Raw genomic sequence first — 24,083 nt, forward strand, 5'->3', positions numbered from 1 at the left:
TATAATGAACCATATACCCCTCAATTTGGTTACAGCCATCTAAAAAAAGAAAAAAATCCATGAATTCTTTAAAACAGCTGTAGTAATTATGGACGGATGGTGTTATATTCTATTGGTTTGTTCAGGATGACTGCATGACAAAAGTCCCGGTTTGAAATATAGAAGGAGTAACCAGATGAAAAGAGTTTCTATTAAATTCCGAGTTCCATACATACTTTCGAGAATGACTGCACTATTCATGATCCTGATATTATTGGGAGGCTGTGGTCTATTTGGCGGTAAACCAGCCTCTAATGAAGGAACCGGTCCGATGGCGCCCGCGCCGAAGGTAGAGCGGTATACCGGGGAGAAGAGCAGGGAGATCCCGTATGTTTACACAGCCAAAAAAGAATTGGCACTTACTTTCAATGGCATGGGTGATAAAGCGACCATGACCGCTCTGATCGATGAACTGGATGCGTGGGGGATCAAGGCAACTTTCTTCCTGCCGGGCATGAGAGTGGCGGAGGAGCCGGATATTGCCAGTGCCATCTTGGCCAGAGGTCACGAAATCGAGAACAATACACTGAACCAACTGGATATGAACAAGCTTGATTATGACCAGATCTATAAGGAAATCAAATTGGCGAATGACGTTATCAAGCGGGAAACCGGAGCAGAGCCGCGCTATGTTCGGACACGCTCCGGCGATTACCCTGCCGATGTACCCCTGGCGGCTGCGCATCTCGGCATGAAGGCGGTTGTGAGTTACAACATCAACCCCAAGGACCGTAATATGCAGAGTGCGGAAGAGATCGGAGAGTATGTGGCCAAATTCATTTCAAGAGGCGGTATTATCTCGATGAATACCGACGTCAATCCGGAAGTGATCTCATCTATTCAATATATAGCCCAGGCTGCAGATGATATCGGGTATCAGCTTGTTACGTTGAACGAGCTTGTTGAGAATGGCGGAGAGCGCAAACCGCTTGAACAGATTCCGGGATATGACGCAGCCCGAATCAATCCGGATTATCAACAGGCGAAGTATGAACTCGTCTACAAAGTGGATACGAACAAAAAAGAGGTAGCCTTGACGTTTGACGATTTCGGAAGCGACAAAACGGTGACCCGCATTCTCGATATTTTGGCAGAGCATGATGTAAAGGCCACCTTCTTCCTGCGGGCAAAAGGAGTGGAGAGCAACCCGAACCTGGCACGGGCGATGGTAGAAGGCGGCCATGATGTGGCCAACCATTCCTATAGTCACCCTGTTGTTACTTCGTTAACACCACAAGAGCTGCAGGAAGATGTGGTCAAGGCTCATCAGGTCATTACGGAAGCCATTCAACAACAGCCCGTTATGCTGTTCCGTCCGCCAACCGGCGTGGTAGATGATGAGCGGGCGAAAGCGCTGGCCGCTGTCGGTTATCCGGTGATTGCCATGTATGATGTGACAACGCTGGATTGGGACATTTCAAACAGTGCGAAAGATATCGTGAACGGAGTTATGACCAAAACGGAACGAGGCAGCGTCATCTTGTTGCACATGCTGGATGATATTCACACGATAGAAGCTCTGCCAAGCGTGCTGGAAGGCCTGCAAGGCAAGGGATACACGTTTGTTAAAATGGCGGACATGATGCAGCAAAACAAGGCCGCAACGGAGATGGAATAATATGGGGTTGTATGAGAGCATGGTAGACCGCTTGGACAAATTGGCGGTGGTGGGTCTTGGATATGTAGGTCTTCCGCTGGCGGTTGCATTTTCGAAGAAACTGGACGTTATCGGTTTTGATCTGAGTGAAGACAAGGTGAAGCAGTACAGCAGCGGAATGGACGCCACCGGTGAGATCGGAGATGCATCTCTTAGGGACTGCAGGGCGGTATTCACTTCAGATCCGGACAAGCTGAGGGAGGCTGGTTGTTTTATTGTAGCCGTTCCGACCCCCGTAAAAAGCGGGAATGTGCCGGATTTGAAATACGTGCGCAGTGCCAGCAGGATGGTGGGTCGTGCCTTATCGCGTGGGGCTGTAGTTGTCTATGAATCGACAGTTTATCCGGGCGTTACGGAGGAAATTTGCATTCCAATCCTCGAAGCGGAGTCAGGTCTGCGCTTTGGCGTGGATTTCAAGGTGGGATATTCCCCGGAACGAATTAACCCGGGAGATCGGGTGCACCGGCTTGAAACGATTGTGAAAATCGTGTCCGGCAGCGATCCGGAAGCGCTGGAGACGGTCGCCAGGCTATATGAGCTGATTATCGAAGCCGGCGTCCACCGGGCAGAAAGCATCAAAGTGGCCGAAGCAGCCAAAGTCATTGAGAACGCTCAGCGCGATATCAATATCGCGTTTATGAACGAGCTGTCGATGCTGTTCAACCAGATGGATATCGATACGAATGCCGTCCTCCGGGCAGCGGAAACGAAGTGGAATTTCCTGCCGTTCCGGCCAGGTCTCGTCGGTGGACATTGCATCGGAATCGATCCGTATTATCTTACATACAAGGCCGAGGATACCGGATATCATTCCAAGATCATTCTGGCCGGAAGGCATATCAATGACGGGATGGGAAAATACATCGCCCAGAATGTCATTAAACTTGCAGTTCGCCAAGGTCTTGATCTGGTGCAAGCGAAGGTTGCGGTGATGGGTCTTGCCTTTAAGGAGGATTGCCAGGATATCCGCAATTCCAAGGTCATCGATATTATCCGCGAACTGCAGGATTACGGGATACAGCCGATGGTGACGGATCCATACGTAGATTCGAAGCAGGCATATGAAGAATATGGTATCGAGCTGTCGGATATGCGTGAGTTAAAAGGAATCCAAATTGCAATCGTAGCGGTCGCTCACCATGAATTCAAGCAGCTTGCGATTTCCGACTTTAACGGGATGTTCAGCACGGAGAAGGAGAAACTCTTGATTGATGTGAAGGGAGTTTATCCAAAGGCCGAATGTGAAGCCAACGGTTTTCATTATTGGAGTTTGTGAGATAACGATGGGAGAACGCAATGGGGATAAAAAAAAGTAAGCAACAAAAGAGTACCAAGGAAGTACTTACGTTACCGCGTACGGACAGAAGGACTCTTTCCTATGTGCCTGATCCGGAGCAAATTCGCATGAATGCGGACCGGAGGGGGAATCGAGCGCTGCAACCTGGAGACGATCTGTCCAATACCGAATATTTGAATAAACTTCGGATGCTCAGTTTGCGTTATGTGGCAGATTTCGAGGTGCTGCTTGTTCCTAAGGGGAAAAAGAAAAGCTCTGGAACCAAGGGGCAGGCGGCCGATATTTCGGGTACAGGCCTGCTGCTTAGGGTGCCGGACGCATCGAGCCTTGAAGTTGGCGACATGGTGAAGGCCCGATTCCGAATTCCTCCGGGTGCGATGCCCGAGGGCTTCGAATCGGCTGTGCGGATTGATGCAAGCATTGTTCGCCAGTTTGTAAACAAAACGGAATCCGGCGACGAGTTGATGCTTGCCATTGAATTCGAGAAGCCGCTAACCGATTATTTTCAGCGAAAACGGTGGGGATATTCCGTCTACTCCGCCAGCGCGCTTCTGTTCGTGTCGGTGCTCTTCATTATGCTTATGCGCGCCGAGAGTATCATCTATTTTAAATACAATATGGTGCTGTATTTATACAGCATTATTGCAGCACTGTTTCTCTTGACTCGTTACCTATTCGGAGCCTTATACCGCGATGTGCCGATCAATCCCGGGTATACACCTGGCGTGTCGATTATCATTCCCTGCTTTAATGAAGCCGACTGGATCAAACGCACGATTCTCAGCTGTATCAATCAGGACTATCCTGTTGAGAAGCTGGAGGTTATCGTGGTGGATGACCGTTCGACGGACCAATCGGTGCAGCAGATCCAGGATATGATCGAACTGATTCATTCCGAGGCGGAGCGTTACGCTACCCGGGAACGTCTGACCTATACGGTGCTGCCGGAGAATGCAGGCAAGCGGGCCGCACTGGTCAAAGGTGTGGAGATGGCGAAGCATGATCTGGTTGTTTTTGTGGATTCCGACAGTTTTCTGGACCCGACGGCCATACGCCATCTCGTTCAACCCTTCCAGGACCCGAAAATGGGCGGTGTGGCCGGACGGACAGACGTCGAGAATAAATATACCAATAATATGACGAAGCTTCAGACGGTCAGATATTATATTGCGTTTCGGATTATGAAAGCGGCAGAATCATGGTTTGACAGCGTAACCTGTTTGTCGGGTCCGTTGTCCTGTTACCGAAAAGAGCTGATTGTCCAGCATGCGGATGCATGGCTGAACCAGAAGTTCCTCGGCAGACCCGCAACCTTCGGTGATGACCGGAGCATGACCAATTTTATTCTAAAAACACACCGTACCGGCTATCAGGATTCGGCCATATGCTCAACCATCGTTCCTTCACAGATGAAGGTATTCCTGAAGCAGCAGATGCGCTGGAAGCGCTCCTGGCTGCGCGAGTCTCTGCGGGCTGGCAGTTTTATATGGCGGAAAGAGCCGTTCATGGCGCTGTTCTTCTATATCGGGCTGATTGTGCCGATCGCGGCGCCTGTTGTGGTTGCCTACAACCTGATTTATGTGCCAATCGTTCACGGCATTTTTCCGGGAACCTTCCTGATGGGCTTGCTGCTGATGGCGCTGCTTATGAGCCTTGCCCATTTACTGTTTCGCAAGAGCAGGCTCTGGGTGTTCGGCTTCGTGTTCTGTCTGTTCTATGAATTTGTGCTGTTATGGCAAATGCCGGTGGCCTGGTTTACCTTCTGGAAATCGACCTGGGGGACCAGGGAAACGCCGCAGGATATTGAAGCCAGACTGAAGAAGGAAGCCCGCAAGCGCAAAGGCAAAAAATTCGGATTACCGTTCTGATGTGTCAAAGCGGTTGAAGTGAGGATGACAAATGGGGAAGAAACAAAATACTGCCCTTAATGTTCGGCGAAAGAATCGCGGGAAAATCATAAAGGTTACGGCACAGATTCTGATTTTGGGCGTAGTTGCGATTATGCTGGCGAACGCGATTTTCGATTTCAGAGCCTATAAGGAGCCGGATAAATCGGCCTGGCGTCAGGAACAGGGTTTTATCGCTTTGTCCTATTTTGGAGTTGGTCGTACCGGAACGTCCAAGCTGGTGTCCAAAAGCCAGCTGGATGCCCAGCTGAAGGCTTTGCATGACCAGGGCTACGTCACGATATCGCAGCAGGATATTATCGATTATTACGCCGCAGGCAAGAAGCTGCCGGATAAAGCGCTGTACCTGTCCTTTGAAGACGGGCGGAACGATTCTGCCCTGTTCGCGCAGCCGCTGCTGGAGAAATACAATTATAAGGCAACCTTTTTGTCTTACGCGAACAAAATGGGCAACAGCGAACGGAAGTTTCTGCAGCCGAAGGATATGCTGAAGATGACCCGCACGGGTTTTTGGGAGCTGGGGACCAACGGCAACCGACTGACGTATATTAATATTTTTGACAAGGAAGGCCGCTATATCGGTGTTAAAGACGAGAGCGAGCTGACCAGCAAAGCCAGCGTGGAGTATTACAACCACTATCTGATGGATTTCATCCGCGATGAGAATATGATTCCGCTGGAGAATCGCGTAGAGATGGAAGAACGGGTCCGTGCAGATTATGAGGTGATGAATAAGGTCTACACGGAGGCGCTTGGCTATGTTCCCGGCACTTACATGATTATGCACGCCAATGCGCTTGGCAGCGGGATGAATCAGCTTGTTGCGAACGCGAATACGGATCAGATTCAACAGCTGTTCGGCATGAATTTCAACCGGGAGGGCAACGCCTTTAACACGAAGGACAGCGATCTTTATAATCTGACTCGGGTTCAGCCTGCGCCTTACTGGTCCACCAATCACCTTGTCATGAAGCTGCGCAAGGATCAAGGGCAGCCCATGCAGTTTGTTCGGGGGGACAAGCGGCAGGCCGACAAGTGGGAGCTGCTTGGCGGAGCGGCCGAATTCCAGGATAACCGCATGGTGGTTACGTCTCCGCCCTCCCAGGCAGGTGGCGTATATTTGAAGGGAAGTGAAGCGTCTGACGTTACCGTCTCGGCAAAAGCGCTCGGTAATGTGGTGGGACGCCAATCCGTCTATGTTCGTTACGACCGGATGAAGGGTTCTTATCTGCGCCTTCTGCTGGAGAATAATAACGTGGCGGTGGAACAGAAGATTGCGGGGCAGCCTCCCGAGACACTGTTCACGTACTCCTTGCCGAAGGTAGGATGGGGGGAAGAGGATCTGCAGTTCGACAAGGCGTCGGTGTATACGAAGGAACAAACGCAGTCCGGCGCCCGTGATGACGAGAACGATTATCCTGTGAACATCGGCGGAAGCCGGGTGCTGGAGATCTCGGTGGATGGCAATTCACTGTCCTTGAGCGTTGATCAGCAGCTGATTCTGGACCAGCAGCCAGTGCATGCTTCGATTGGTGCCGGTGGCGTAGCGTTCGAATCGCAATTTCATGAGCAGAATGAGAAGGATGACATCTACGATGCCATTTTTGAAGACGTCAGGATCCTGTCGAAGTCTTCGGACAGGGATCAGAAGCTGCTGTTTACCAACAAGCCGACTGGATTTACCGGTATGGTAACAAGCGTGCAGAGAACCGTGAACCGGGCTGTCGACTGGGCCGTGGAGACTTTTTAAAATTAGGGTGGCGTAGGGTGTGATCAACGAATGAGGTATCGAACGGTGAAATGGGCAGCAACAACAGTTTTGGTGAGCATGTGCGCTGCTGTCATCATCTGGTGGCCACAAGGCAAAGAGAAGGAACGGGTACTACAGCCGCCCCAGACAGGGGTCAGGTTGTCCGCCTGGATTACGGACTGGCAGTGGAAGACGGGGATAACGGATTTGAAGCTGCTTGCCGGAGGGCTTGAAGAAATCCATCTGTTTGCGGTTTACTTCAATCATCAAGACGAACTCCACATTACACCGGATTATTTGGAGGCTCTCCCTAAGGTCATGGAGGCTGCCCGGGAAGACGGACAGATTCGCAGGGTTCTGACCATCGTGAACGACCGTTTCAATACGGATGGATCGACGGTGCAGAAAGATGCAGATCTTGTATCCCGGATCGTGGCTACGCCGGAAAGCCGCAGCCGGCATATCGGGGACATCGTGGCTGAGGTGACCCGGCATGGTTTTACCGGTGTGGAACTGGACTACGAGAAGGTCCGTAAGGAAGACTGGGATAATCTGTCCGCTCTGTACAGTGAATTGTATGAGCGCCTGCGGACAGAAGATCTGTCTCTTCGAATTGTACTGGAGCCGGGCGTCCGCGCGGCATCGCTTGACCTGCCGAAGGGGCCGGATTATGTCCTGATGGCCTATAATTTGCACGGTGGTCACAGCGGACCTGGACCGAAGGCGGATCATGCCATGATCCGGGAGCTCGCAGAGAAGCTGCAGCAGATCCCCGGCGAGCATGGTTTGGCTCTGTCTCTTGGCGGGTTTGACTGGGCGGAGGGTGGCAAAGTCACATCGCTGACGGAGCAGCGGGCGATCGAGCTGGCGAACTCAATTCCAGACGAGCCGCAGAGAGACCCAGCGAGCGGGGCCTTGTATTTTGAATATACCGACGACCTCGGCGCTGATCATACCGTGTGGTATGCGGATGGGACGACCGTCGCGGGCTGGATTGAAACGGCGCGGGCATCCGGCATCGCGAAGATTGCGATCTGGCGGCTGGGGGACGTGGGAGAGGATACACTGCAGCAATTGAACGAAATATCGGATACCAAAAAGTGATAATGGAACGACAGCACATAGGACATCCCCTGGTGATAAGAAGCCGGTGGGGATGTCCTTTTCATTAGGGTTATTTGCATGCCGATTTAATGAATCAGTTTCGAGGCTTTTGCTTTGCGGACCAGTCCGCTGCTGGCGCGGTTGATTGGCTTCTTGAGCACGATTCCGATGACCAGTGCGATGGCAGCGAAGATGAGCATGAGCAAGGCATCCCGGATCACGATGTCCCACAGGATGCCGCCAACGGCTTCCCGCATCATACTAATGGCATAGGTAAAGGGCAGGTACGGGTGCAGCGCCTGGAAGAATGGCGGTGTCATCTGAATCGGGAAGGTGCCGCCCGCACCCGCCAGCTGCAGCACAAGCAGCACGATGGCCATTGCTTTTCCGACATTGCCGAATACCGACACCAGAGTGTATACAATCAGCATGAAGATGGAGCTGATCAGCAGCGCAAACAGGATGAACCAGCCGGGATTCACCACATAGGTCCGGAGCAGGTAGAGGTCGCCGAGGGTGACAAACAGCGCCTGGAACAGAGCGAGGGTCAGAAAGGTTAAGTAGCGCCCGAAGTAGACCTCGATGCTGCGAAAGCTTCTCTCCTCATCATGAATATCAACGGAGAGCAGGGACACAAGCAGCAAGGCACCCACCCACAACGATAAGGTCGTGAAGAAGGGAGACATCGCGGAGCCGTAGTTCGGAATCGGGTACAGCCGATTCTCTTCCAGTGTGACAGGCTCGGCAAAAAATTGGCTTTCGAGCTCAAAATTGTTCTGAAGCAGATCGATGACTTCCTGAATATCGCCCTCAGCTTCCATCTCCCGGAGCCGGTTGGCCAGCGTTGTAATGCGAAGCTCGGCCTCCGGCAGGCGGCTCTGGGCAAGCTGCACCTCTTCTCCCCCCACTGTGAGCCCCCTCTGGGCATCCTTTAACAGGCGCTGGATGTCGGGCACGCTGGTCAGCGCCTGTGTCAGCTCATTCTGGACACGCTTGGCGGTATCGGAGCCCTTGCTGAAGGCTTTGCTTATGGCTGGACCGATCTCGCTATCGTAGCGGCTTAACAGTGTGTTGGTCAGATCTGTAATGTCATCGGCAAGTTTTTTCAGCTTAGCAACGGAATCGGCGGGTGCTTCCTCGCCCCGTTCCACCGCTTGTGTTAGGGTCTGGAGCACGGATTGCGCAGATTTCCATCTTGCCGCAATTTCCTCAAGCCTGGCGGCACCTGAAGCTGCTGCGGGGGAGACGGAGCCCAGCCGCTTAAACAATTGGCTCAGCCGAGCTGCAGCTTCAGCAGCTGTCTCGGCGCGAGCCTGGGCAGCGTTCAGGCGGTCGGCAAGCTCCTTCGGATCCATGTCGGCTTGCCCTAAAGCGTCCAGCGCCTGAGAGAGGGCACCAGTAGCTGCACCCAATACCTCCAAATCTTGACGCAAGGCAGGCTCCAGAGACTTCGAGGCACCGGCAGCCTGATTGGCGAAGTCCGCCAGTGCGCCCGCCATTTCCTTGCCCTCGGTAGCGATTCCTTCCAGGCGGGGGAGGGCGGTATGGGCTTGCTGAACGAGCTGGTTGGCCAGCTTAATATCCTCCTGAGCTGTGGTTACCGCTTCATTGAGCTCAGGAAAGCTTTTTTCAAGCCGGAACAGAAGGTTTCGCACTTTATTAATCGCAGGGAGTTGGTTCTCGATTTCAATCCCGAGCGTATTAAAAATCTCGAAGATGGTACCGTTGGCGGTTTTGATGAAGTTTTTGCTGATTTCCTCGACAACGCCGGATGCGCCCTGTGCCGTGACTTTGGGGGCAATCGCGTTAATCTTCTCGTTCGTATAGTAGAGGATCTGGGCTTTGACAGGCTCGTTGCTAAGCACCGTGCCGATACGGGCAGAGAAGTCCTCCGGAATGACAATGGCCGCGTAATCATTACCGCGCCTTACCCCCTGAATGGCGTTCTCGCTATCCTCCGTAAACCGCCAGCCCAGCTTTTCATTTTGATGGAGAGACTCCACGATTTCTTTTCCCAGATTGATCGGTTCGCCGCGGAGGGTGGTTCCTTTATCCAAGTTGGCGACAGCGATGGACAGCCCCGAAGTCTGGCCGTAGGGATCCCAGGAGGCCTCAATATTAAACCAGGCATATAGTGAAGGGAGAATGGCCAACCCGGTGATGATGACGGCTGCGGCCCAGTTTCGAACGATTCTATTTAAATCAGTAGAATAAATATGGAAAATATTCTTCATGAAAGCTCCTGTCTTGTACGTAGTTGGAGCTAGTATGCCGCCAAATCCGTGCCAAGATACGAAACAAGCTGTTCCTTTATTGCTTCCTTGAGAGAGGCCCAGTCGCTGAGCAGCCTGCGTTCATATCCGCGGCATAGATACAGCACCTGCACCCCATCTTCTGCGGTACGGCTCTGGTTCTGAATCCGGATACCGCGCTGCCTCATCTGCTGCTGAACCGACCAGGCATGATCAGAATTCCCTTTTTGCATGTATTGCAAATTTAAAATGTAGAGGTCTGCCATTTTGAGACTAAGGGTCTTCAGGATTTGAATGTCCCGCTTAAGAAGCGATTGGAGCAGGTTGTACAGGAGATAGTCTCTGATCAATGCTTCGTCTTCTTCAGAGGGCAGTGGAGGAGTTGAAGGCTTCATAAGTAACACTTCCTCATAAATGAAATACGTATAAGAACATATGTTCTAATATACACATCGTATTCGAGGATTATGCTTCGCGCAATGTATAATTTTTGGTATGTTCACGATATAGGCGTACATATCATGAATAGAGTGGATGGATATTCAACTTGAGTGTGCAATTATGTTGATGTTCATGTAATCCATGGTAAGCCAATGTTTAGGCAGAGCGTATCTTCCTGGGGGTGATGATGTACCGCATCACACAAGTGTTCATCCATTAAATTCCAATGAGTACCGATGGTTGTTTAGCTAGCCTGCAATCTGTGTTATAATAATGTTAGCAGTTAACTATAACGAGAAAGAAAGGATCAGGATACCATGTGTCCCCGAAGGACGAATCCCCAAAGGACGATTTGGAAACGTTATGATCTCTCATACACATAGCTTCCTTCGTAGAGCGAAGTCGGACGTCTGAAGACAAGGACGGTCTCTCACGAAAGGATGGGAACTATGGTTCGAAGGATGAGCTCCTCCAGGTTTCCTCAGTGTAGAGATTGGCCTATGTCTGACCAATCTACTACGACAAGAGGGATCCTGTATGAGGAAAAGACAAAACACAATTATCACCATGTCGGCGATGTTGTTCGGAACGTTTTTAATGGCTTTTACGTATTATCACATTAATTTTCACAATCATTTAACCGAAGGCGGCTTTGTTGGCCTTGCGCTGCTTGGCAAATATGCACTCGATATTCCGCCGGCATTAAGTATGATCCTGATGGACATACCGGTACTGCTGGTTGCCTTGTTTATCAAAGGCCGGAAGTTTATTTTCAATACGGTTGTTGCAGCGAGTATGTTCACTGTGTTTTACGCATTAATAGAGCGGTATTCTACGCTCGTGATTGATTTGGGTCATAATTTACTGGCAGCCGCGCTGCTGTCTGGTTTATTAACAGGCTTTGGAGCCGGTATTGTGCTCCGATTCGGTGGGGCAACAGGTGGAGACGATGTGATCTCCGTGCTCTTCAGCGAGTGGAGCGGGCTTAAGGTAGGGACGGTGTTTTTCCTGATGGATGCCGTAGTACTGCTATTATCGCTATTCTACATGCCATTGGTTGAGACTTTATACACCATATTAGCCGTATCGATTGCCGGACAAGTGATCACGATCACAGTTACGTACGGTACCGAGAAAACGGAAAAGAAACCTTTTCGGAAGGCGGTCCGTGCCCCAAGCACTCCGGTTACTCCGAAGGCAGCACAGCATACCGTTAGCGGCCGTTCATAATACGGTCCCATTAAGAGAAGCTCACCCGCATCAGGGTGAGCTTCTTTAGTATGCGGTCAGGGATGAATGGATGTTACTTCCCCTCTTTGGGGTGATTTTCGTCCCACTCCTGCGCTTTGGCGGTGGCGATTGCGATGGCCCGACCTTCATCGTAGTCTTCCTCCAGTAAGGCATTGGCTATTTCCACCGCTTTATTCCTCACACGGGGCTCCAGATTTTTCATCGATGGCGGATAATCATTTTTGCTCCAAGGCATATTGCGATCCCTCCATTTCATTGGATTCAGTATGTACTGTATTATTACCCTGTCCTATAAAAATGAATAAACACTCTAACTCCATAAAAAAAGTACATTGTCCGTTGATTGGACAATGTACTTTGGATGTTCCTGTTTATTCAAACAGCTGCAAATATTCGCCGTAGCCTTCCTGTAACATGTCTTGCTTCGGAACAAAACGCAGTGCCGCTGAATTGATGCAGTAACGAAGTCCATTGGGTTCAGGACCATCGTCGAATACATGACCGAGGTGTGAGTCGCCCTTTTTGCTTCTCACCTCGGTGCGGACCATCATATGGGTGAGATCCATTTTTTCCTTGATGTTATATTCGCGAATCGGACGGGTGAAACTTGGCCATCCGCAGCCGGCATCATACTTGTCCGTAGAACTGAAGAGCGGCTCACCCGACACGATGTCTACATAGATTCCTTCTCCGTGATGGTCCCAGAATTCGTTGTGGAACGGAGGTTCGGTCGCATTATTCTGAGTTACTTCGTATTGTATCGGTGTAAGACGCTGTTTCAGATCCTCGGTATCGACGGGATCGGACCAGTGCTGGTCAATGAAGTCTTCGCGGCCGGATCCTTTGCGGTAGCGTTTGTAGTGGCCCGGATTTTTCTTGTGATAATCCTGATGGTATTCTTCGGCTGCATAGAAGGTGCTGGCCGGAATAATCGGCGTTACAATCGGTCCATCAAATCGTCCGCTGGCCGCTACAGCCTGCTTCGACTGCTCTGCCAGTTCTCGCTGTTCTTCTGTATGATAGAAAATAGCGGTCCGATACGACAAGCCGCGGTCATGAAATTGTCCGCCCTCATCGGTAGGATCGATTTGCTGCCAGAAGAGTTCAAGCAGCTTCTCGTATGGGAACACTTCCGGGTTGTAGGTGATTTGCACGGCCTCATAATGGCCTGTTGTATCAGAGCACACCTCTTCATAGGTCGGATTTTCCTTATGTCCGCCCGTATAGCCGGATACAACATTCAAAATGCCGGGCAGCTCATCAAAGGGAGAGACCATACACCAGAAGCAGCCTCCCGCAAAGGTAGCCAATTCGCTTGGGTTTGAACGATTACTCATATATTATCCCTCCGTCGTAATAACAATATAAATGTAAGTCTTATTATTATTATAATCATTTTTGGTTGGCGAAACCAAAATATTGCTCAATCTTCATGTTTCCTTGCCTTCAGGCGGCGGAATATCGCCAGGCCTAGAGCGGTTACCAGCATGAGTCCTGCAGCAATGGCAGCGAATATTGCCGGATGCTCGGCAAGTCCGCTGCCCATCCAAGCGTACAGGAGAATCGCAGGGATTTTACCGATGGCGGAAGCAGCTGTATATGTCCAGAAGGGAATGGAGGCCACCCCTGCATAGATATTGACGGCCATCTGCGGTATGACGGGCAGCAGCCGTGCGAGCAATATGGCTTGAAACGGACGGCGTTCCACCGCTGTGGTAAACATTTCTGCAGCCGCATATTTCCCCAGCAAGCGCCTGCCGTTCTCCTTGTACAGTGCGCGAACTGCCGCATACAGGAGAATGGCGGCTACCGTTGTGCCGAACCAAGAAATAGCTGCAGCCCAGATCGTGCCGTAAGCGTATCCGAGTACAGCGATTACGACTTTGTAGGGTGCAATAGGGAACAGGGCCAGCAGCGTGGCCAGCATCACCATCAGGAAGAGCGAGGGTTCTCCTCGAAGCCAGTCCATGATTTCTGCTCTGTATGTAAAACCTAATGCCAGGACGGCAGCATAAATTGCCGGTATAAACCATCGTTTCATTATGTCTCCTCGCTTTGCATGATAAAGCTGAATAGCATAATAATAGCAAAAAAGCGGGAATTCTGCCCGATTTTCGGTGCGGAGAGACTATGACTTTATGGAAAAAATTGAATATACAAGCGATTTTCCATATGTTATAATATGTAAAATTGAATATCCCAAAGGGGAGTAGCTTTATAAGAAAACCTATATCGTGGCCTTTTTCAAGGATGAGTGACCGCGATTCGAAGATGGGTTTTCTTGCGATATAGAGTTTAATCCAGCTCTGCTGATTACTCATAAGTTCTATATCATAAATAAAGTCGTCATGACGGGACTAACTATCCCCGGCTTTATTGGCAACGAATTTGTTGTTTAGCGAGACCTTTGCCTGATTTATTTATGAATGAGGTGAAGGTCTCTTTTTGCGTTCAAAAAAACGCTGTAGACCTTATAAATTAAGGTAACAGCATTTTTTTTGGATGGAGGGCATTCGCAGGTGGAAACCTAAAAGAAATCAAAGAAAGGGTGGGAGAAGCATGGATTTGATGTCGGTGGAATTTTGGACGGCACTGCTGTCGATTATCCTCATTGACCTGGTGCTGGCAGGCGATAATGCCATTGTTATCGGACTTGCGGCTCGTAATGTCCAGAAAGAAGACCAGAGGAAGGTTATCCTGTGGGGTACCGTTGGTGCGATTGTCATTCGGATTGTGGCTACACTTCTCGTTGTACAGCTCCTAATGATTCCCGGCTTGCGCCTGATCGGCGGCATTGCACTTCTGTGGATCGCTTACAAGCTGCTGGTGGATGAGAAACAGCATGAAATATCTACCGGCAACCAAATGTGGGCAGCAATCCGTACGATCATCATCGCGGACGCCATGATGGGACTCGATAACGTCCTTGCGGTAGCCGGAGCAGCGGGTGAAAGCTTCATGCTCGTCATTATCGGACTTGCAATTTCTGTTCCCATTATGGTGTGGGGCAGTACCATTATCCTGAAGCTGACAGATCGCTTTCCAATCATTATTACCATCGGTGCAGCGGTGCTTGCATGGACAGCATCGAAGATGATCGTAGCAGAGCCCATGATTCATGACTGGTTCTCAAATGACTTTCTGAAGTACGGTTTTGAAATTCTGGTCATCGCCATTATCATTGGTGTTGGAACTTGGATGAAGAAGAAGAATGAGGACAAAGCGAAGAGGAATCCGGTCCATGTAAAGATGGTCGATTAGCTTTGGTTTTGTATAGGGTGCAATAAGCGGTATAATATCTTCATGGACGAAAGGAACGACAAAGAAGTTCCCATCGCATGAGGAGGAGTTATTACATGGAGTCAGCAGCCGGAAAATCCATGGAAGAACGGATTGCGGAATCGTACCGCCAGGATGAGGATATGATGATCCTCGTATTTGCCCAGTGGTGCGTGAATCACGGTCTGGATCCAGCCGAACTTTACCGCAAAGCATATCCGAGTCAGCCCGCCAACGATCAGTTGACCCGGGTTCTGGCATTAACGGTGCCTAAGGAAGAAGCGGGTGAGATACCGGATCAGACCCTGCTTGGAGTGCTGTCATTATTCGGAAACGAGGATTTGGCGATCGTTGTCTCTGAGGCAGTAGCCACATTTGGTGCCGATAAGAAGTAAGCGTGAACTCATGGCATATCTTACATGTGATCTTAGGCAAAAGCGGGTCGATCAAGGAGAAAACCTTGGTCGACCCGCTTTTTTATGGTCAGAATGGCTCATTAATTTGACGTTCGGCTGGCCATCCGGAATTGTTTAGGCGAAACACCGAATCGCGAACGGAAAACACGGTGAAAATAAGTGTAGTTGGCAAAGCCGGAGGTTTCGGCTACATCCTCCAGCGAAAGAGGACTGAACACAATCCGTTCCTTGGCCATGCTCAGACGCACGTCCATGGTGTATTGCATGATGGTTGTACCGAATGCCTCCTTGAACAGATGAACCGCACGGGAGACGCTGATCCCGACATGGGCGGCAACATCCTCCAGCTTGAACATCGAGGAGGCATTCTCTTCAATATAATTCTTCATGCGATAAGCAAGATACGTCTTGGGCGTCGTCGAAGGCTGCTCCGACAGCAGACGGTCCACTTCGAGGCACAGAATGCGCACTGTATAATCGGAGATTTCCGGATAAGGATCGGATACGCGCCGCTGCTCCAGCAGGATTTGCCTGAACAGACCCAGGTAGCGTTCTTCGAGCGGAACACGGATTTTGGTGGGCCGTTTCTTCGAATTCCACCATGCATCAGCCCAAGGCCCTTTGAAAAAAATATGATAATCCCCGCTTTCAATGGTTAACTCTCCCAAAGCGTTGTATTCATCATCAATTCGGAGCTCGTATGGCTGTCCGGGAATGAAAATCAACAGATCTCCGGCCTCAATGAGCGATAGTTTATCATCGATTTTCGCGCGGCATTTTCCGTCGGTCTGCCATCGCATTAAGTAGGTATCAAAACCGTCCGCCAGGGACATCTTGAAAGGTTTGCGGTGAAAAGAGAAATCTGCTGCTACGACTTGGTTGGAAAGATTTGAATCCATTGCTAAAGTCCCCTTTGAAGAATAAGAAAATAATGACCAGATTGTTCATGTTTTAATCATATTCTTCATTTTAAACGAAAGCATAAAAGAATACCATTGTACTAGTCTAGAGCACATCTAAACACTCAAGGAGTGACAGCGATGAAAAAAATGAAAGCAGGTATAATTGGCTGCGGAAACATCAGCGGCATATACTTCACGAACTTAAAGAACAGCCCTTGGGTTGAAATCGTGGCATGTGCTGACCTTATTATCGAAAACGCGAAAACGAAAGCTGATGAGTTCAACATCCCGAACGTGTATACCGTTGAGGAGATGCTCGCACAGACTGATATTGAGTTCATTATTAATTTGACCATTCCGTCAAGCCACGCCAATGTTGATATTGCCTCCCTGGAAGCAGGTAAGCATGTTTACAGTGAAAAGCCGCTGGCTATTACCCTTGATGAAGGCCGCCGTGTGCTGAATCTTGCGGATCAAAAAGGCCTTCGTGTCGGCTGCGCACCCGATACTTTTCTGGGATCCGGTGTACAAACGGCTAAAGCGGCCATTGAATCCGGCCTGATTGGCAGGCCTATCGCTGCTACGGCATTCATGATGGGTTCCGGTCCGGAGGCCTGGCATCCGAATCCTGAATTTTTCTACGCGTCGGGTGGAGGACCCATGATGGACATGGGGCCTTATTATGTATCGGCCTTGGTTGAGCTGCTGGGTCCTGCAAGCCGGATCAGCGCATCCACAGGCATTCAGATTCCCGACCGCGTTGTCGGCTCCGGCCCGCTGGAGGGAAAACCGATAACAGTGCAAACACCGACGCATTTAGCCGGAACGATGGATTTTGAGAACGGTGCCATTGCGACCATGATTACAAGTTTTGATATCTTCGGCGGTTCTGGACTGCCATGGCTTGAAATCTACGGTACCCAGGGAAGTCTTAGTTTGGGTGATCCCAATTTCTTCAATGGAGAGGTAAAGCTTCGTAAACCAGGCTCCGAAGAGTGGGGATTGCTGGATCCTGTATTTGAATGCGGCAAGAATGAGCGGGGTCTGGGCATTGATGACATGATTCAATCGATCCATGAGCAGAAGGACCACCGCGTCAGCGCTCGCTTGGCTTACCATGTGCTGGAGATCATGCAGTCATTTCAGCAGTCGTCGCTTGAAGGCAGACATATTGTTCTGCAAAGCACATACCGTTTCGGCAGACTTCCATCGCCGCAGCAGGCAGAATCTGCTGAATAAATGGCACTGTGAGTGACTGAATGGCGAGCAGGCAGGTCCTGGTTTTCTCGTATGTATCCATGAGCCTTTAGCGAACTGGCAGCCCGGCTTCTATTCTTGTAAACTGGTTATGAAGTACTTGCAAACCAGCTTCTGACGGATTTGGCAGGAATGAACTCTTGGCAGCAATCCGCATGAAAGCGTTGCAATAATATTTGGAGTGTATCCAAAATTAACAGATGCGTATGGGAGGAAATGGACATGTCGAAAACATTGAAGATCGGAATCATCGGTTGCGGGGGAATTGCCAACGGCAAGCATATGCCAAGCCTGAAGAAGCAGGAACAGGCAGAAATGGTAGCTTTCTGCGACATCGTAGAAGAGCGTGCGCAAAAAGCAGCCGATGAGTACGGAGTCGAAGGTGCCAAAGTATATACGGACTTCAGAGAGCTGCTTCAAGACGGCAGTATTGATGTCATCCATGTATGTACGCCAAACGATTCCCACTCTGAAATTACGGTAGCCTCTTTGGAAGCCGGTAAGCACGTTATGTGCGAGAAGCCAATGGCCAAGACGGTATCTGAAGCCAAGGCGATGCTGGACGCTGCAGAGCGTACCGGAAAAAAACTTACCATCGGTTACAATAACCGTTTCCGTGACGATAGCATGTATTTGAAAGGAATCTGTGAAGAAGGCGAGCTCGGCGAGATTTATTACGGTAAAGCACTTGCCATCCGCCGCCGTGCCGTTCCGACTTGGGGTGTATTCCTTGATGAAGAGAAGCAGGGCGGAGGACCGCTGATCGATATCGGTACCCACGCGCTGGACTTGACGCTGTGGCTGATGGACAACTACAAGCCGAAGAGTGTGCTTGGATCAACCTTCCATAAGCTGGGACATCGTGAGAATGCTGCGAATGCGTTCGGTCCTTGGGATCCGAAGGAATTCAAGGTGGAGGATTCAGCGTTCGGATTCATCACCATGGAGAACGGTGCAACGATTGTTCTGGAATCCAGCTGGGCGCTTAACGTTGTTGAGACTGGCGAAGCCAAGGCCGTTCTGGCAGGTACTGAAGGCGGAGCTGACATGAAGGACGGTCTGCGCATTAACGGGGAGAAAAAGAGCAGACTGTATGAAACCAAAGTGGATCTGAATGCTGGCGGTGTGGCGTTCTACTCCGGTTCCAAGGAAAGCGACGCAGACCGCGAGGCAAGAATGTGGATTGAAGCCATTATTGAAGATAAAGACCCTGTCGTTAAGCCGGAGCAGGCTTTTGTGGTAACGCAGATTCTGGAAGCGATTTATGAATCAGCCAAGACAGGAAAAGCCGTTTATTTCGATAATTAAGAACCTGACAAGAAATACAAATACAAAATGAAAAACCAGGAGGTACACAATGAAATTAGGCGTATTTATGGTATTGCTGAGCGGACGTAAGCTGGAGGATGCTTTGGATTATGTGGCATCCAAGGGTCTTAAAGCGGTTGAGATTGGAACTGGCGGTTACCCGGGTAATGCACATTGCAACCCTGCAGAGCTGCTTGAAAATGAAACAGCACTGAAAAACTTCAAGAACGCGGTAGAGTCCCGCGGGTTGATCATTAGCGCACTGAGCTGTCACGGCAATCCGCTCCACCCGCAAAAGGCAATCGCTAAAGAGTTCCACGATGTGTATGTAAAAACGGTAGAGCTTGCAGAGAAGCTGGAAGTGCCTGTCGTTAATACTTTCTCCGGTTGCCCGGGCGATCATGAGGATGCTAAATATCCGAACTGGCCGGTAGCACCTTGGCCTAACGACTACCAAGAGATTCTGACTTGGCAGTGGGACAACAAGGTCATTCCTTATTGGACCGAGTGGGGTAAATTCGCCGCTGACCGTAATGTTAAAATCGGTCTTGAGCTGCACGGCGGCTTCTCGGTTCATACGCCAGGCACACTTCTCAGACTGCGTGAAGCAGCGGGTGAAGTCATTGGTGCGAACCTTGACCCGAGCCACATGTGGTGGCAAGGAATTGATCCTGTTCAAGCGATTCAAATTCTGGGCCGCGAGGGAGCTATTCATCACTTCCATGCGAAGGATACAAGCATCGATCCGATTAACGTGAACAAGCACGGTCTGACCGATATGCAGTCTTATGAAAAAATGCTGGACCGTGCATGGCAGTTCCGCAGCGTTGGTTATGGACACGATGTGAAGGAATGGGCAGACATGATGAGTGCTCTGCGTCTGGTTGGATATGACTATGTAGTAAGTATTGAACATGAAGATGGACTGATGTCCATCGAAGAAGGCTTCTCCAAAGCGGTGCAAAACCTTCAGCAAGTGCTGATCGAAGAGCCGCTCGGAGAAATGTGGTGGGTCTAACATCTTAGGGCAACCTAGCGAATACGCAATTAGGGGGAACAGCAACATGCTTAATGTAACCATATGGAATGAGTTCGTACACGAGAAGATCCATGATGAGGTTCGGAGTGTATATCCGACAGGGATTCACACAGCCCTGGCGGAGGGTCTGCATAATCCGGATTTCATCATCAGAACGGCAACGCTGGATCAGCCAGAGCACGGGTTGACTGAGGATGTACTGGATTCGACGGATGTGCTGCTGTGGTGGGGGCATATGGCTCATGACCAGGTTAGTGACGAGATCGTCAGCAAAGTCGTTAAGCGCGTGCTGGACGGTATGGGTCTGATCGTTCTTCATTCGGGGCATTTTTCCAAACCGTTCAAAGCGTTGATGGGAACGAGCTGTGATTTGAAATGGCGCGAAGCCGGCGAGCAGGAAATTATCTGGAGTGTAAATCCAACGCATCCGATTGCGGCGGGAATTACGGGTCCTATCATGATCGAGCATGAGGAAATGTACGGGGAGTTCTTTGATATTCCAGCCCCGGATGAGCTGGTATTTGTCAGCAATTTCGAAGGCGGCGAAGTTTTCCGCAGCGGCTGTACGTTCAAGCGCGGTCATGGGAACATTTTCTACTTCCGTCCGGGACACGAGACCTATCCAACTTACTACAATCCCGAAGTACTGAAAGTGATAACCAACGCTATCAACTGGGCTCATTCAACTGCAGGTAAGCAAACATTCGGCAACAGCCAGCCTGTTCGTGCGCTTCCAGTACTAGTCTAAGCCTTTTATACAAGCGTACTTAAGTAAACACAACGACGAGTCGTTCAAGGATCTGTCCTTGTTCGGCTCGTTTTCCAGTTGCGGCGGCAGAATCGTAATTTTTTTGGAGGCCAGGGATAGAATATACGTAAGTATGGGGTATTGTATGTTATACAAGAAGGGGGCTGTACGCATGAATGAAGTACAAAGCGCACCTGTCGATCCCACCATTATCGCCATATGCCAGGCCAGGCTGGCTCATCAACCTGTTGAGGGTTTTCTGCTGGGGAGAGGAACAAGCTCCGCAGCCGTGATGTTTGTTGGAGAAGCGCCCGGGGCCCATGAGGTTTTGGAAGGAAGACCTTTTGTAGGGCAGGCCGGTCAGGAGATGAATGCTTATCTGGAGCGACTGAACTTGACGCGGGAGCAAGTGTATATTACCAGTGCCATGAGAAGCAGGCCCTATAAGGAGAAGGTGATCGTGCGGGCGTCCGGTGAGAACATCATCAGCCGTTCGAACCGTACACCCACCAAAGCGGAAATTTTGGCGCATGCGCCCTTGCTGGATGAAGAGATCAGATGGGTCCAGCCGAAGATCATCGCTCCCATGGGAAATACCGCGCTGCATCGGCTGATCGGAAGCCATGAAACGGTGACATCGCTGCATGGAAAGCTGATCGAGGGCCCTGTACAACAGGCGATTAGCCTGGAGGATGCTTCGGCTGGATATAGGTTCTCAACCGAAACCTATATGATTTTTCCTCTGTTCCATCCAGCTGCGGTACTGTATAATAGGAAATTATCCCGTTTGATCGAGTCCGATTTGGATATATTGGCTCGGATGATTTCAGGATAAGTGCTGATTTTCTGGGAAAAAGGGGCTAGGTGGTTTTCAGCTTCTCGAAAATATGCTAAAATGAAACATACTTACAATTCGTAAGTTTTGCAAGAATTATGGTTTAGTTTATTGAGTTTCTATAAACAAGGTGACTTCGTAAAGAGGTGAAGAGATATGGAAGTTACAAATGTTACGATGTGTCCCCGTTTTGAATCTGCGTTTTCTTTTCTGGGCAAACGGTGGAACGGTTTGATTATTCAGACATTGATGAGCGGGCCTAAGCGCTTTAAGGATATTTCCAATTTGATTCCGTCCATGAGTGACAAAATGCTCTCGGAGCGGATGAAGGATTTGGAGTGCGAAGGCATATTGATTCGTCATGTCTATCCGGAAACGCCGGTACGTATCGAATATGAACTAACTGAAAAAGGGAACGCACTTCGTCCGGTAATGGAACAAGTGGCTTCCTGGGCAGAGCAATGGGTCGAAAGATGAGTCATCTTAAGATCCCCGTTGACGATTAAACCCTGGCATGAGACAACTCATTTCAGGGTTTTTTTTCAAAATTTGAAGTATGATTTTTTTACAATGAAGCAAGATATGTGGACATGCACCAATCCGATGCACCTGCTATATGATGTATATAACCCAGCGGTAAATCAAGGAGGCGAGCCCATGATCAAGCGAACGTATATCTCCCATTTTCATTATGGACAAGAGGATATCTCAGAACTTGAAAACGCTTCAATGCAAGTCCTTCATATTTTTGAGAAGACCAAGCGGATGCTGAGTCAGTATTTGCCCGAGCCGCTGTGGTTGGCTTTATCCGGAACAAGCCCAGAATCGGCGGATGCCGCCAGCCGGAATTGCAGCGATGTGAACGACATGTTTCAGAAATGGGTGAAGGGTCCCCGTGGATGGAAATTCATCGGTTATGAAACGGATAAATCAAAAACAACCGGCGGGCAGGATAAGGGGCGTCTGGGCAGATTTCTGCAGATGATAATCTGGTCCCATTATGAGAAGATTGCAATGCTCCATCCATTTCTCGGCAGTGAGCCGTTTTTTGACGGGGAGGAGCTGGATGTGATTGCTGCTTATTTTGTGCCGACGTACATCAGTGCCGAACCCTTGTTGCAACAAGGGAAGACGTTCAAGGCTATTCAAGGTGGCGTCATTTTGTATCAGGAACATATTCAGGCACCGGCTGTCATTATGCAATCGGGCAGTGACTGGCTGGAGGGAAACTGGATGACGGGTGTGGATTTGGATGCGAAGGGGTTTGCCGGGATCCGGCCTTATCTGAAAGTGCCAAGCGGAGAACGAGCCTATATGGAGGCTCAGATCATATAACATAGATAAACACACCCTCTAGAGGAAGGTGTGTTTATGACGTGCAGTCTTTCCAATCGTTTACCGGTGTTCCACCAGGTCAATCGCACCAAGCACAAGATGAGCCAGTCCGAAGCCGAGAATACCGGTTGCGGCAAGTTTATACTTGCTGCTAAGCAGAGCGGCACCCGAAGCAGAAACCACAGTTCCAAGAACAGCAGGAATCAAACCTTCACGCATGCTGAGCACTCCCTTTAATTTTGGTTTGGAAAGACAAGGTTTATTGTGGTCAAAAGGCTGTATATTATGCACAGCGAGACGCAGTGACATTAAATCCGGCAAATTTCGAGCGGACACATCTCGCAATGGCATATTTCCTGCAGCATCGGCAGATCCTTGATGACAATCATACCACCGGCATATTCAATGGCGTCTTTTTTACGGAGATCACTCAGCATCCGGTTCACGCTTTCGCGGGTTGCCCCAATCATGTTCGAGAGATCGGTGTGGGTAATCTTCTTATTAATGAGAATGGTATCATCTGCCTGATGCTGACCGTACGTATTGCTCAGACGAATCAGCGTCGAGGTTAATGCACCCGGCTTGCCGTACATCATAAGATCACGGAATTTGGTCTGGGTGATCCGGTGGTGAATGCCCATCCACTTCATAAAATCAATGGCAAAATCACAATGCTGACAGATCAGCATCTCCAAATCCTTATGCTCGATAACCCCGACTACACTATCCTCAAGCACCTCTGCCGAGAAGCTGTGATTGGTGCTGAAGAATGGATCGGCCTGACCGACCATATCCCCTGGATGATACATATATAGAATAAGCTCTTTGCCTTCATCAGTCGATTTGGTTAACTTAATTCTTCCTTGTTTCACGAAGTACAACTTGTCGGCGAAGTCACCTTCCCAGAACAAATGGGAGCCTTCAGGGAGTACTCTTTCCTTCATGGTGACCAGCAGACGGTTGCGGTTTTGTTCCGAGAAGCACTGAGTGTTCCCTAGGTTTTCGATTTCCATTACATTGTCTACAGTTTTCATGTTGGTATCCCCTAACATCCTAAAATTTGATCTGTTTAATCTTTAAATACATTATAACGTGAAAACATTCACTTGTGGGGCGGAACAAGAGGGAAATGATGGCGAATTTTCAAACTTTGTGATCTCTTTCACTTGAAATAGGGCGAAGACAGGTATAAATCACACAGAAAAGATAAATTTTAATATTGTGAAATATTTCACATGATTTTAGAAATGGCTGTGATACGATCAA

At 49.7% G+C, this 24,083-nt stretch carries 23 protein-coding genes; 15 read left to right on the forward strand and 8 right to left on the reverse strand.

The annotated features are described in order from the left end of the window. The first annotated feature begins 238 nt into the window (after positions 1-238). From PGL02S_RS08615 to PGL02S_RS08635, 5 genes are read left to right on the forward strand one after another with little or no spacing between them, the layout of a single operon-like run. Positions 239-1,657 (forward strand): polysaccharide deacetylase family protein, encoded by a 1,419-nt coding sequence (locus PGL02S_RS08615; protein WP_409347448.1) that lies wholly within the window; start codon positions 239-241, stop codon positions 1,655-1,657. 1 nt (position 1,658) lies between these two features. Then, a complete protein-coding gene (locus PGL02S_RS08620) occupies positions 1,659-2,972 on the forward strand; it encodes a nucleotide sugar dehydrogenase (protein WP_036636695.1) in 1,314 nt (437 codons plus the stop codon). 20 nt (positions 2,973-2,992) lie between these two features. Then, entirely contained in the window at positions 2,993-4,861 is a 1,869-nt protein-coding gene (locus tag PGL02S_RS08625; RefSeq protein ID WP_036636698.1) for a glycosyltransferase family 2 protein, read from the forward strand. A 31-nt stretch (positions 4,862-4,892) separates the two neighbouring features. Further along, positions 4,893-6,650 (forward strand): polysaccharide deacetylase family protein, encoded by a 1,758-nt coding sequence (locus PGL02S_RS08630; protein WP_036636701.1) that lies wholly within the window; start codon positions 4,893-4,895, stop codon positions 6,648-6,650. 30 nt (positions 6,651-6,680) lie between these two features. Then, a complete protein-coding gene (locus PGL02S_RS08635) occupies positions 6,681-7,754 on the forward strand; it encodes a glycosyl hydrolase family 18 protein (RefSeq protein ID WP_036636704.1) in 1,074 nt (357 codons plus the stop codon). Between the two features lie 86 nt (positions 7,755-7,840). Here the strand turns inward: PGL02S_RS08635 and PGL02S_RS08640 are convergent, their stop codons facing one another. Together PGL02S_RS08640 and PGL02S_RS08645 are read right to left on the reverse strand one after the other, a co-directional pair. Further along, complete coding sequence (locus tag PGL02S_RS08640) at positions 7,841-9,988, reverse strand: YhgE/Pip domain-containing protein (RefSeq protein ID WP_036636705.1); 2,148 nt, start codon at positions 9,986-9,988, stop codon at positions 7,841-7,843. A gap of 29 nt (positions 9,989-10,017) precedes the next feature. Further along, entirely contained in the window at positions 10,018-10,401 is a 384-nt protein-coding gene (locus PGL02S_RS08645) for a hypothetical protein (RefSeq protein ID WP_006209318.1), read from the reverse strand. A gap of 583 nt (positions 10,402-10,984) precedes the next feature. On the opposite strand from PGL02S_RS08645, the gene PGL02S_RS08650 reads away from it, so the two are divergent. After that, entirely contained in the window at positions 10,985-11,677 is a 693-nt protein-coding gene (locus PGL02S_RS08650; RefSeq protein WP_006209319.1) for a YitT family protein, read from the forward strand. Positions 11,678-11,750: 73 nt separating this feature from the next. Here the strand turns inward: PGL02S_RS08650 and PGL02S_RS08655 are convergent, their stop codons facing one another. The 3 genes from PGL02S_RS08655 to PGL02S_RS08665 all read right to left on the reverse strand — a co-directional run bounded on the left by PGL02S_RS08655 (position 11,751) and on the right by PGL02S_RS08665 (position 13,739). Next, entirely contained in the window at positions 11,751-11,933 is a 183-nt protein-coding gene (locus PGL02S_RS08655) for a DUF2188 domain-containing protein (RefSeq protein WP_006209320.1), read from the reverse strand. A gap of 136 nt (positions 11,934-12,069) precedes the next feature. Next, entirely contained in the window at positions 12,070-13,035 is a 966-nt protein-coding gene (msrA, locus tag PGL02S_RS08660) for a peptide-methionine (S)-S-oxide reductase MsrA (RefSeq protein ID WP_036636707.1), read from the reverse strand. 86 nt (positions 13,036-13,121) lie between these two features. Continuing rightward, positions 13,122-13,739: a TVP38/TMEM64 family protein gene (locus PGL02S_RS08665; protein WP_006209322.1), complete on the reverse strand. Its 618-nt coding sequence runs from the start codon at positions 13,737-13,739 to the stop codon at positions 13,122-13,124. Between the two features lie 518 nt (positions 13,740-14,257). On the opposite strand from PGL02S_RS08665, the gene PGL02S_RS08670 reads away from it, so the two are divergent. Then, positions 14,258-14,959, forward strand: coding sequence for a TerC family protein (locus PGL02S_RS08670; RefSeq protein ID WP_036636709.1), 702 nt, complete (start codon positions 14,258-14,260; stop codon positions 14,957-14,959). Positions 14,960-15,054: 95 nt separating this feature from the next. After that, a complete protein-coding gene (locus PGL02S_RS08675) occupies positions 15,055-15,372 on the forward strand; it encodes a hypothetical protein (protein WP_006209324.1) in 318 nt (105 codons plus the stop codon). A gap of 101 nt (positions 15,373-15,473) precedes the next feature. Here PGL02S_RS08675 and PGL02S_RS08680 read toward each other — a convergent pair whose 3' ends face one another. After that, entirely contained in the window at positions 15,474-16,292 is an 819-nt protein-coding gene (locus PGL02S_RS08680) for an AraC family transcriptional regulator (protein WP_036636711.1), read from the reverse strand. A 141-nt stretch (positions 16,293-16,433) separates the two neighbouring features. On the opposite strand from PGL02S_RS08680, the gene PGL02S_RS08685 reads away from it, so the two are divergent. The 7 genes from PGL02S_RS08685 to PGL02S_RS08715 all read left to right on the forward strand — a co-directional run bounded on the left by PGL02S_RS08685 (position 16,434) and on the right by PGL02S_RS08715 (position 22,817). Beyond that, positions 16,434-17,534 carry a Gfo/Idh/MocA family protein gene (locus tag PGL02S_RS08685; protein WP_036636713.1) on the forward strand — a complete coding sequence of 367 codons (1,101 nt, stop codon included), beginning with the start codon at positions 16,434-16,436 and terminating at the stop codon, positions 17,532-17,534. A 240-nt stretch (positions 17,535-17,774) separates the two neighbouring features. After that, positions 17,775-18,860, forward strand: a complete 1,086-nt coding sequence (locus tag PGL02S_RS08690; RefSeq protein ID WP_036636715.1) for a Gfo/Idh/MocA family protein — start codon at positions 17,775-17,777, stop codon at positions 18,858-18,860. 49 nt (positions 18,861-18,909) lie between these two features. Next, entirely contained in the window at positions 18,910-19,878 is a 969-nt protein-coding gene (locus tag PGL02S_RS08695; RefSeq protein ID WP_006209328.1) for a sugar phosphate isomerase/epimerase family protein, read from the forward strand. A 46-nt stretch (positions 19,879-19,924) separates the two neighbouring features. Further along, positions 19,925-20,647: a ThuA domain-containing protein gene (locus tag PGL02S_RS08700; RefSeq protein WP_006209329.1), complete on the forward strand. Its 723-nt coding sequence runs from the start codon at positions 19,925-19,927 to the stop codon at positions 20,645-20,647. A 172-nt stretch (positions 20,648-20,819) separates the two neighbouring features. After that, on the forward strand, positions 20,820-21,482 hold the full coding sequence (locus tag PGL02S_RS08705) for a uracil-DNA glycosylase (RefSeq protein WP_036636718.1): 663 nt from the start codon (positions 20,820-20,822) through the stop codon (positions 21,480-21,482). Between the two features lie 156 nt (positions 21,483-21,638). Continuing rightward, positions 21,639-21,959: a winged helix-turn-helix transcriptional regulator gene (locus PGL02S_RS08710; RefSeq protein ID WP_006209331.1), complete on the forward strand. Its 321-nt coding sequence runs from the start codon at positions 21,639-21,641 to the stop codon at positions 21,957-21,959. Positions 21,960-22,139: 180 nt separating this feature from the next. Further along, positions 22,140-22,817 carry a hypothetical protein gene (locus PGL02S_RS08715; protein ID WP_036636721.1) on the forward strand — a complete coding sequence of 226 codons (678 nt, stop codon included), beginning with the start codon at positions 22,140-22,142 and terminating at the stop codon, positions 22,815-22,817. Positions 22,818-22,877: 60 nt separating this feature from the next. On the opposite strand, the gene PGL02S_RS08720 is transcribed toward PGL02S_RS08715, so the two are convergent. Beyond that, complete coding sequence (locus PGL02S_RS08720) at positions 22,878-23,036, reverse strand: hypothetical protein (protein WP_006209333.1); 159 nt, start codon at positions 23,034-23,036, stop codon at positions 22,878-22,880. An 89-nt stretch (positions 23,037-23,125) separates the two neighbouring features. After that, complete coding sequence (locus tag PGL02S_RS08725; protein ID WP_036636723.1) at positions 23,126-23,851, reverse strand: Crp/Fnr family transcriptional regulator; 726 nt, start codon at positions 23,849-23,851, stop codon at positions 23,126-23,128. Positions 23,852-24,083: the final 232 nt, after the last annotated feature.

The organism is Paenibacillus glucanolyticus NBRC 15330, from assembly GCF_004000885.1.
In the GTDB taxonomy this organism is placed as follows: Bacteria; Bacillota; Bacilli; order Paenibacillales; family Paenibacillaceae; genus Paenibacillus_AQ; species Paenibacillus_AQ glucanolyticus.

Coding starts and splice junctions, on each gene's coding strand:
- PGL02S_RS08615 (WP_409347448.1), top strand. CDS start 239: ATGATCCTGATATTATTGGGAGGCTGTGGTCTATTTGGCGGTAAACCA.
- PGL02S_RS08620 (WP_036636695.1), top strand. CDS start 1,659: ATGGGGTTGTATGAGAGCATGGTAGACCGCTTGGACAAATTGGCGGTG.
- PGL02S_RS08625 (WP_036636698.1), top strand. CDS start 2,993: ATGGGGATAAAAAAAAGTAAGCAACAAAAGAGTACCAAGGAAGTACTT.
- PGL02S_RS08630 (WP_036636701.1), top strand. CDS start 4,893: ATGGGGAAGAAACAAAATACTGCCCTTAATGTTCGGCGAAAGAATCGC.
- PGL02S_RS08635 (WP_036636704.1), top strand. CDS start 6,681: ATGAGGTATCGAACGGTGAAATGGGCAGCAACAACAGTTTTGGTGAGC.
- PGL02S_RS08640 (WP_036636705.1), bottom strand. CDS start 9,988: ATGAAGAATATTTTCCATATTTATTCTACTGATTTAAATAGAATCGTT.
- PGL02S_RS08645 (WP_006209318.1), bottom strand. CDS start 10,401: ATGAAGCCTTCAACTCCTCCACTGCCCTCTGAAGAAGACGAAGCATTG.
- PGL02S_RS08650 (WP_006209319.1), top strand. CDS start 10,985: ATGAGGAAAAGACAAAACACAATTATCACCATGTCGGCGATGTTGTTC.
- PGL02S_RS08655 (WP_006209320.1), bottom strand. CDS start 11,933: ATGCCTTGGAGCAAAAATGATTATCCGCCATCGATGAAAAATCTGGAG.
- msrA (WP_036636707.1), bottom strand. CDS start 13,035: ATGAGTAATCGTTCAAACCCAAGCGAATTGGCTACCTTTGCGGGAGGC.
- PGL02S_RS08665 (WP_006209322.1), bottom strand. CDS start 13,739: ATGAAACGATGGTTTATACCGGCAATTTATGCTGCCGTCCTGGCATTA.
- PGL02S_RS08670 (WP_036636709.1), top strand. CDS start 14,258: ATGGATTTGATGTCGGTGGAATTTTGGACGGCACTGCTGTCGATTATC.
- PGL02S_RS08675 (WP_006209324.1), top strand. CDS start 15,055: ATGGAGTCAGCAGCCGGAAAATCCATGGAAGAACGGATTGCGGAATCG.
- PGL02S_RS08680 (WP_036636711.1), bottom strand. CDS start 16,292: ATGGATTCAAATCTTTCCAACCAAGTCGTAGCAGCAGATTTCTCTTTT.
- PGL02S_RS08685 (WP_036636713.1), top strand. CDS start 16,434: ATGAAAAAAATGAAAGCAGGTATAATTGGCTGCGGAAACATCAGCGGC.
- PGL02S_RS08690 (WP_036636715.1), top strand. CDS start 17,775: ATGTCGAAAACATTGAAGATCGGAATCATCGGTTGCGGGGGAATTGCC.
- PGL02S_RS08695 (WP_006209328.1), top strand. CDS start 18,910: ATGAAATTAGGCGTATTTATGGTATTGCTGAGCGGACGTAAGCTGGAG.
- PGL02S_RS08700 (WP_006209329.1), top strand. CDS start 19,925: ATGCTTAATGTAACCATATGGAATGAGTTCGTACACGAGAAGATCCAT.
- PGL02S_RS08705 (WP_036636718.1), top strand. CDS start 20,820: ATGAATGAAGTACAAAGCGCACCTGTCGATCCCACCATTATCGCCATA.
- PGL02S_RS08710 (WP_006209331.1), top strand. CDS start 21,639: ATGGAAGTTACAAATGTTACGATGTGTCCCCGTTTTGAATCTGCGTTT.
- PGL02S_RS08715 (WP_036636721.1), top strand. CDS start 22,140: ATGATCAAGCGAACGTATATCTCCCATTTTCATTATGGACAAGAGGAT.
- PGL02S_RS08720 (WP_006209333.1), bottom strand. CDS start 23,036: ATGCGTGAAGGTTTGATTCCTGCTGTTCTTGGAACTGTGGTTTCTGCT.
- PGL02S_RS08725 (WP_036636723.1), bottom strand. CDS start 23,851: ATGAAAACTGTAGACAATGTAATGGAAATCGAAAACCTAGGGAACACT.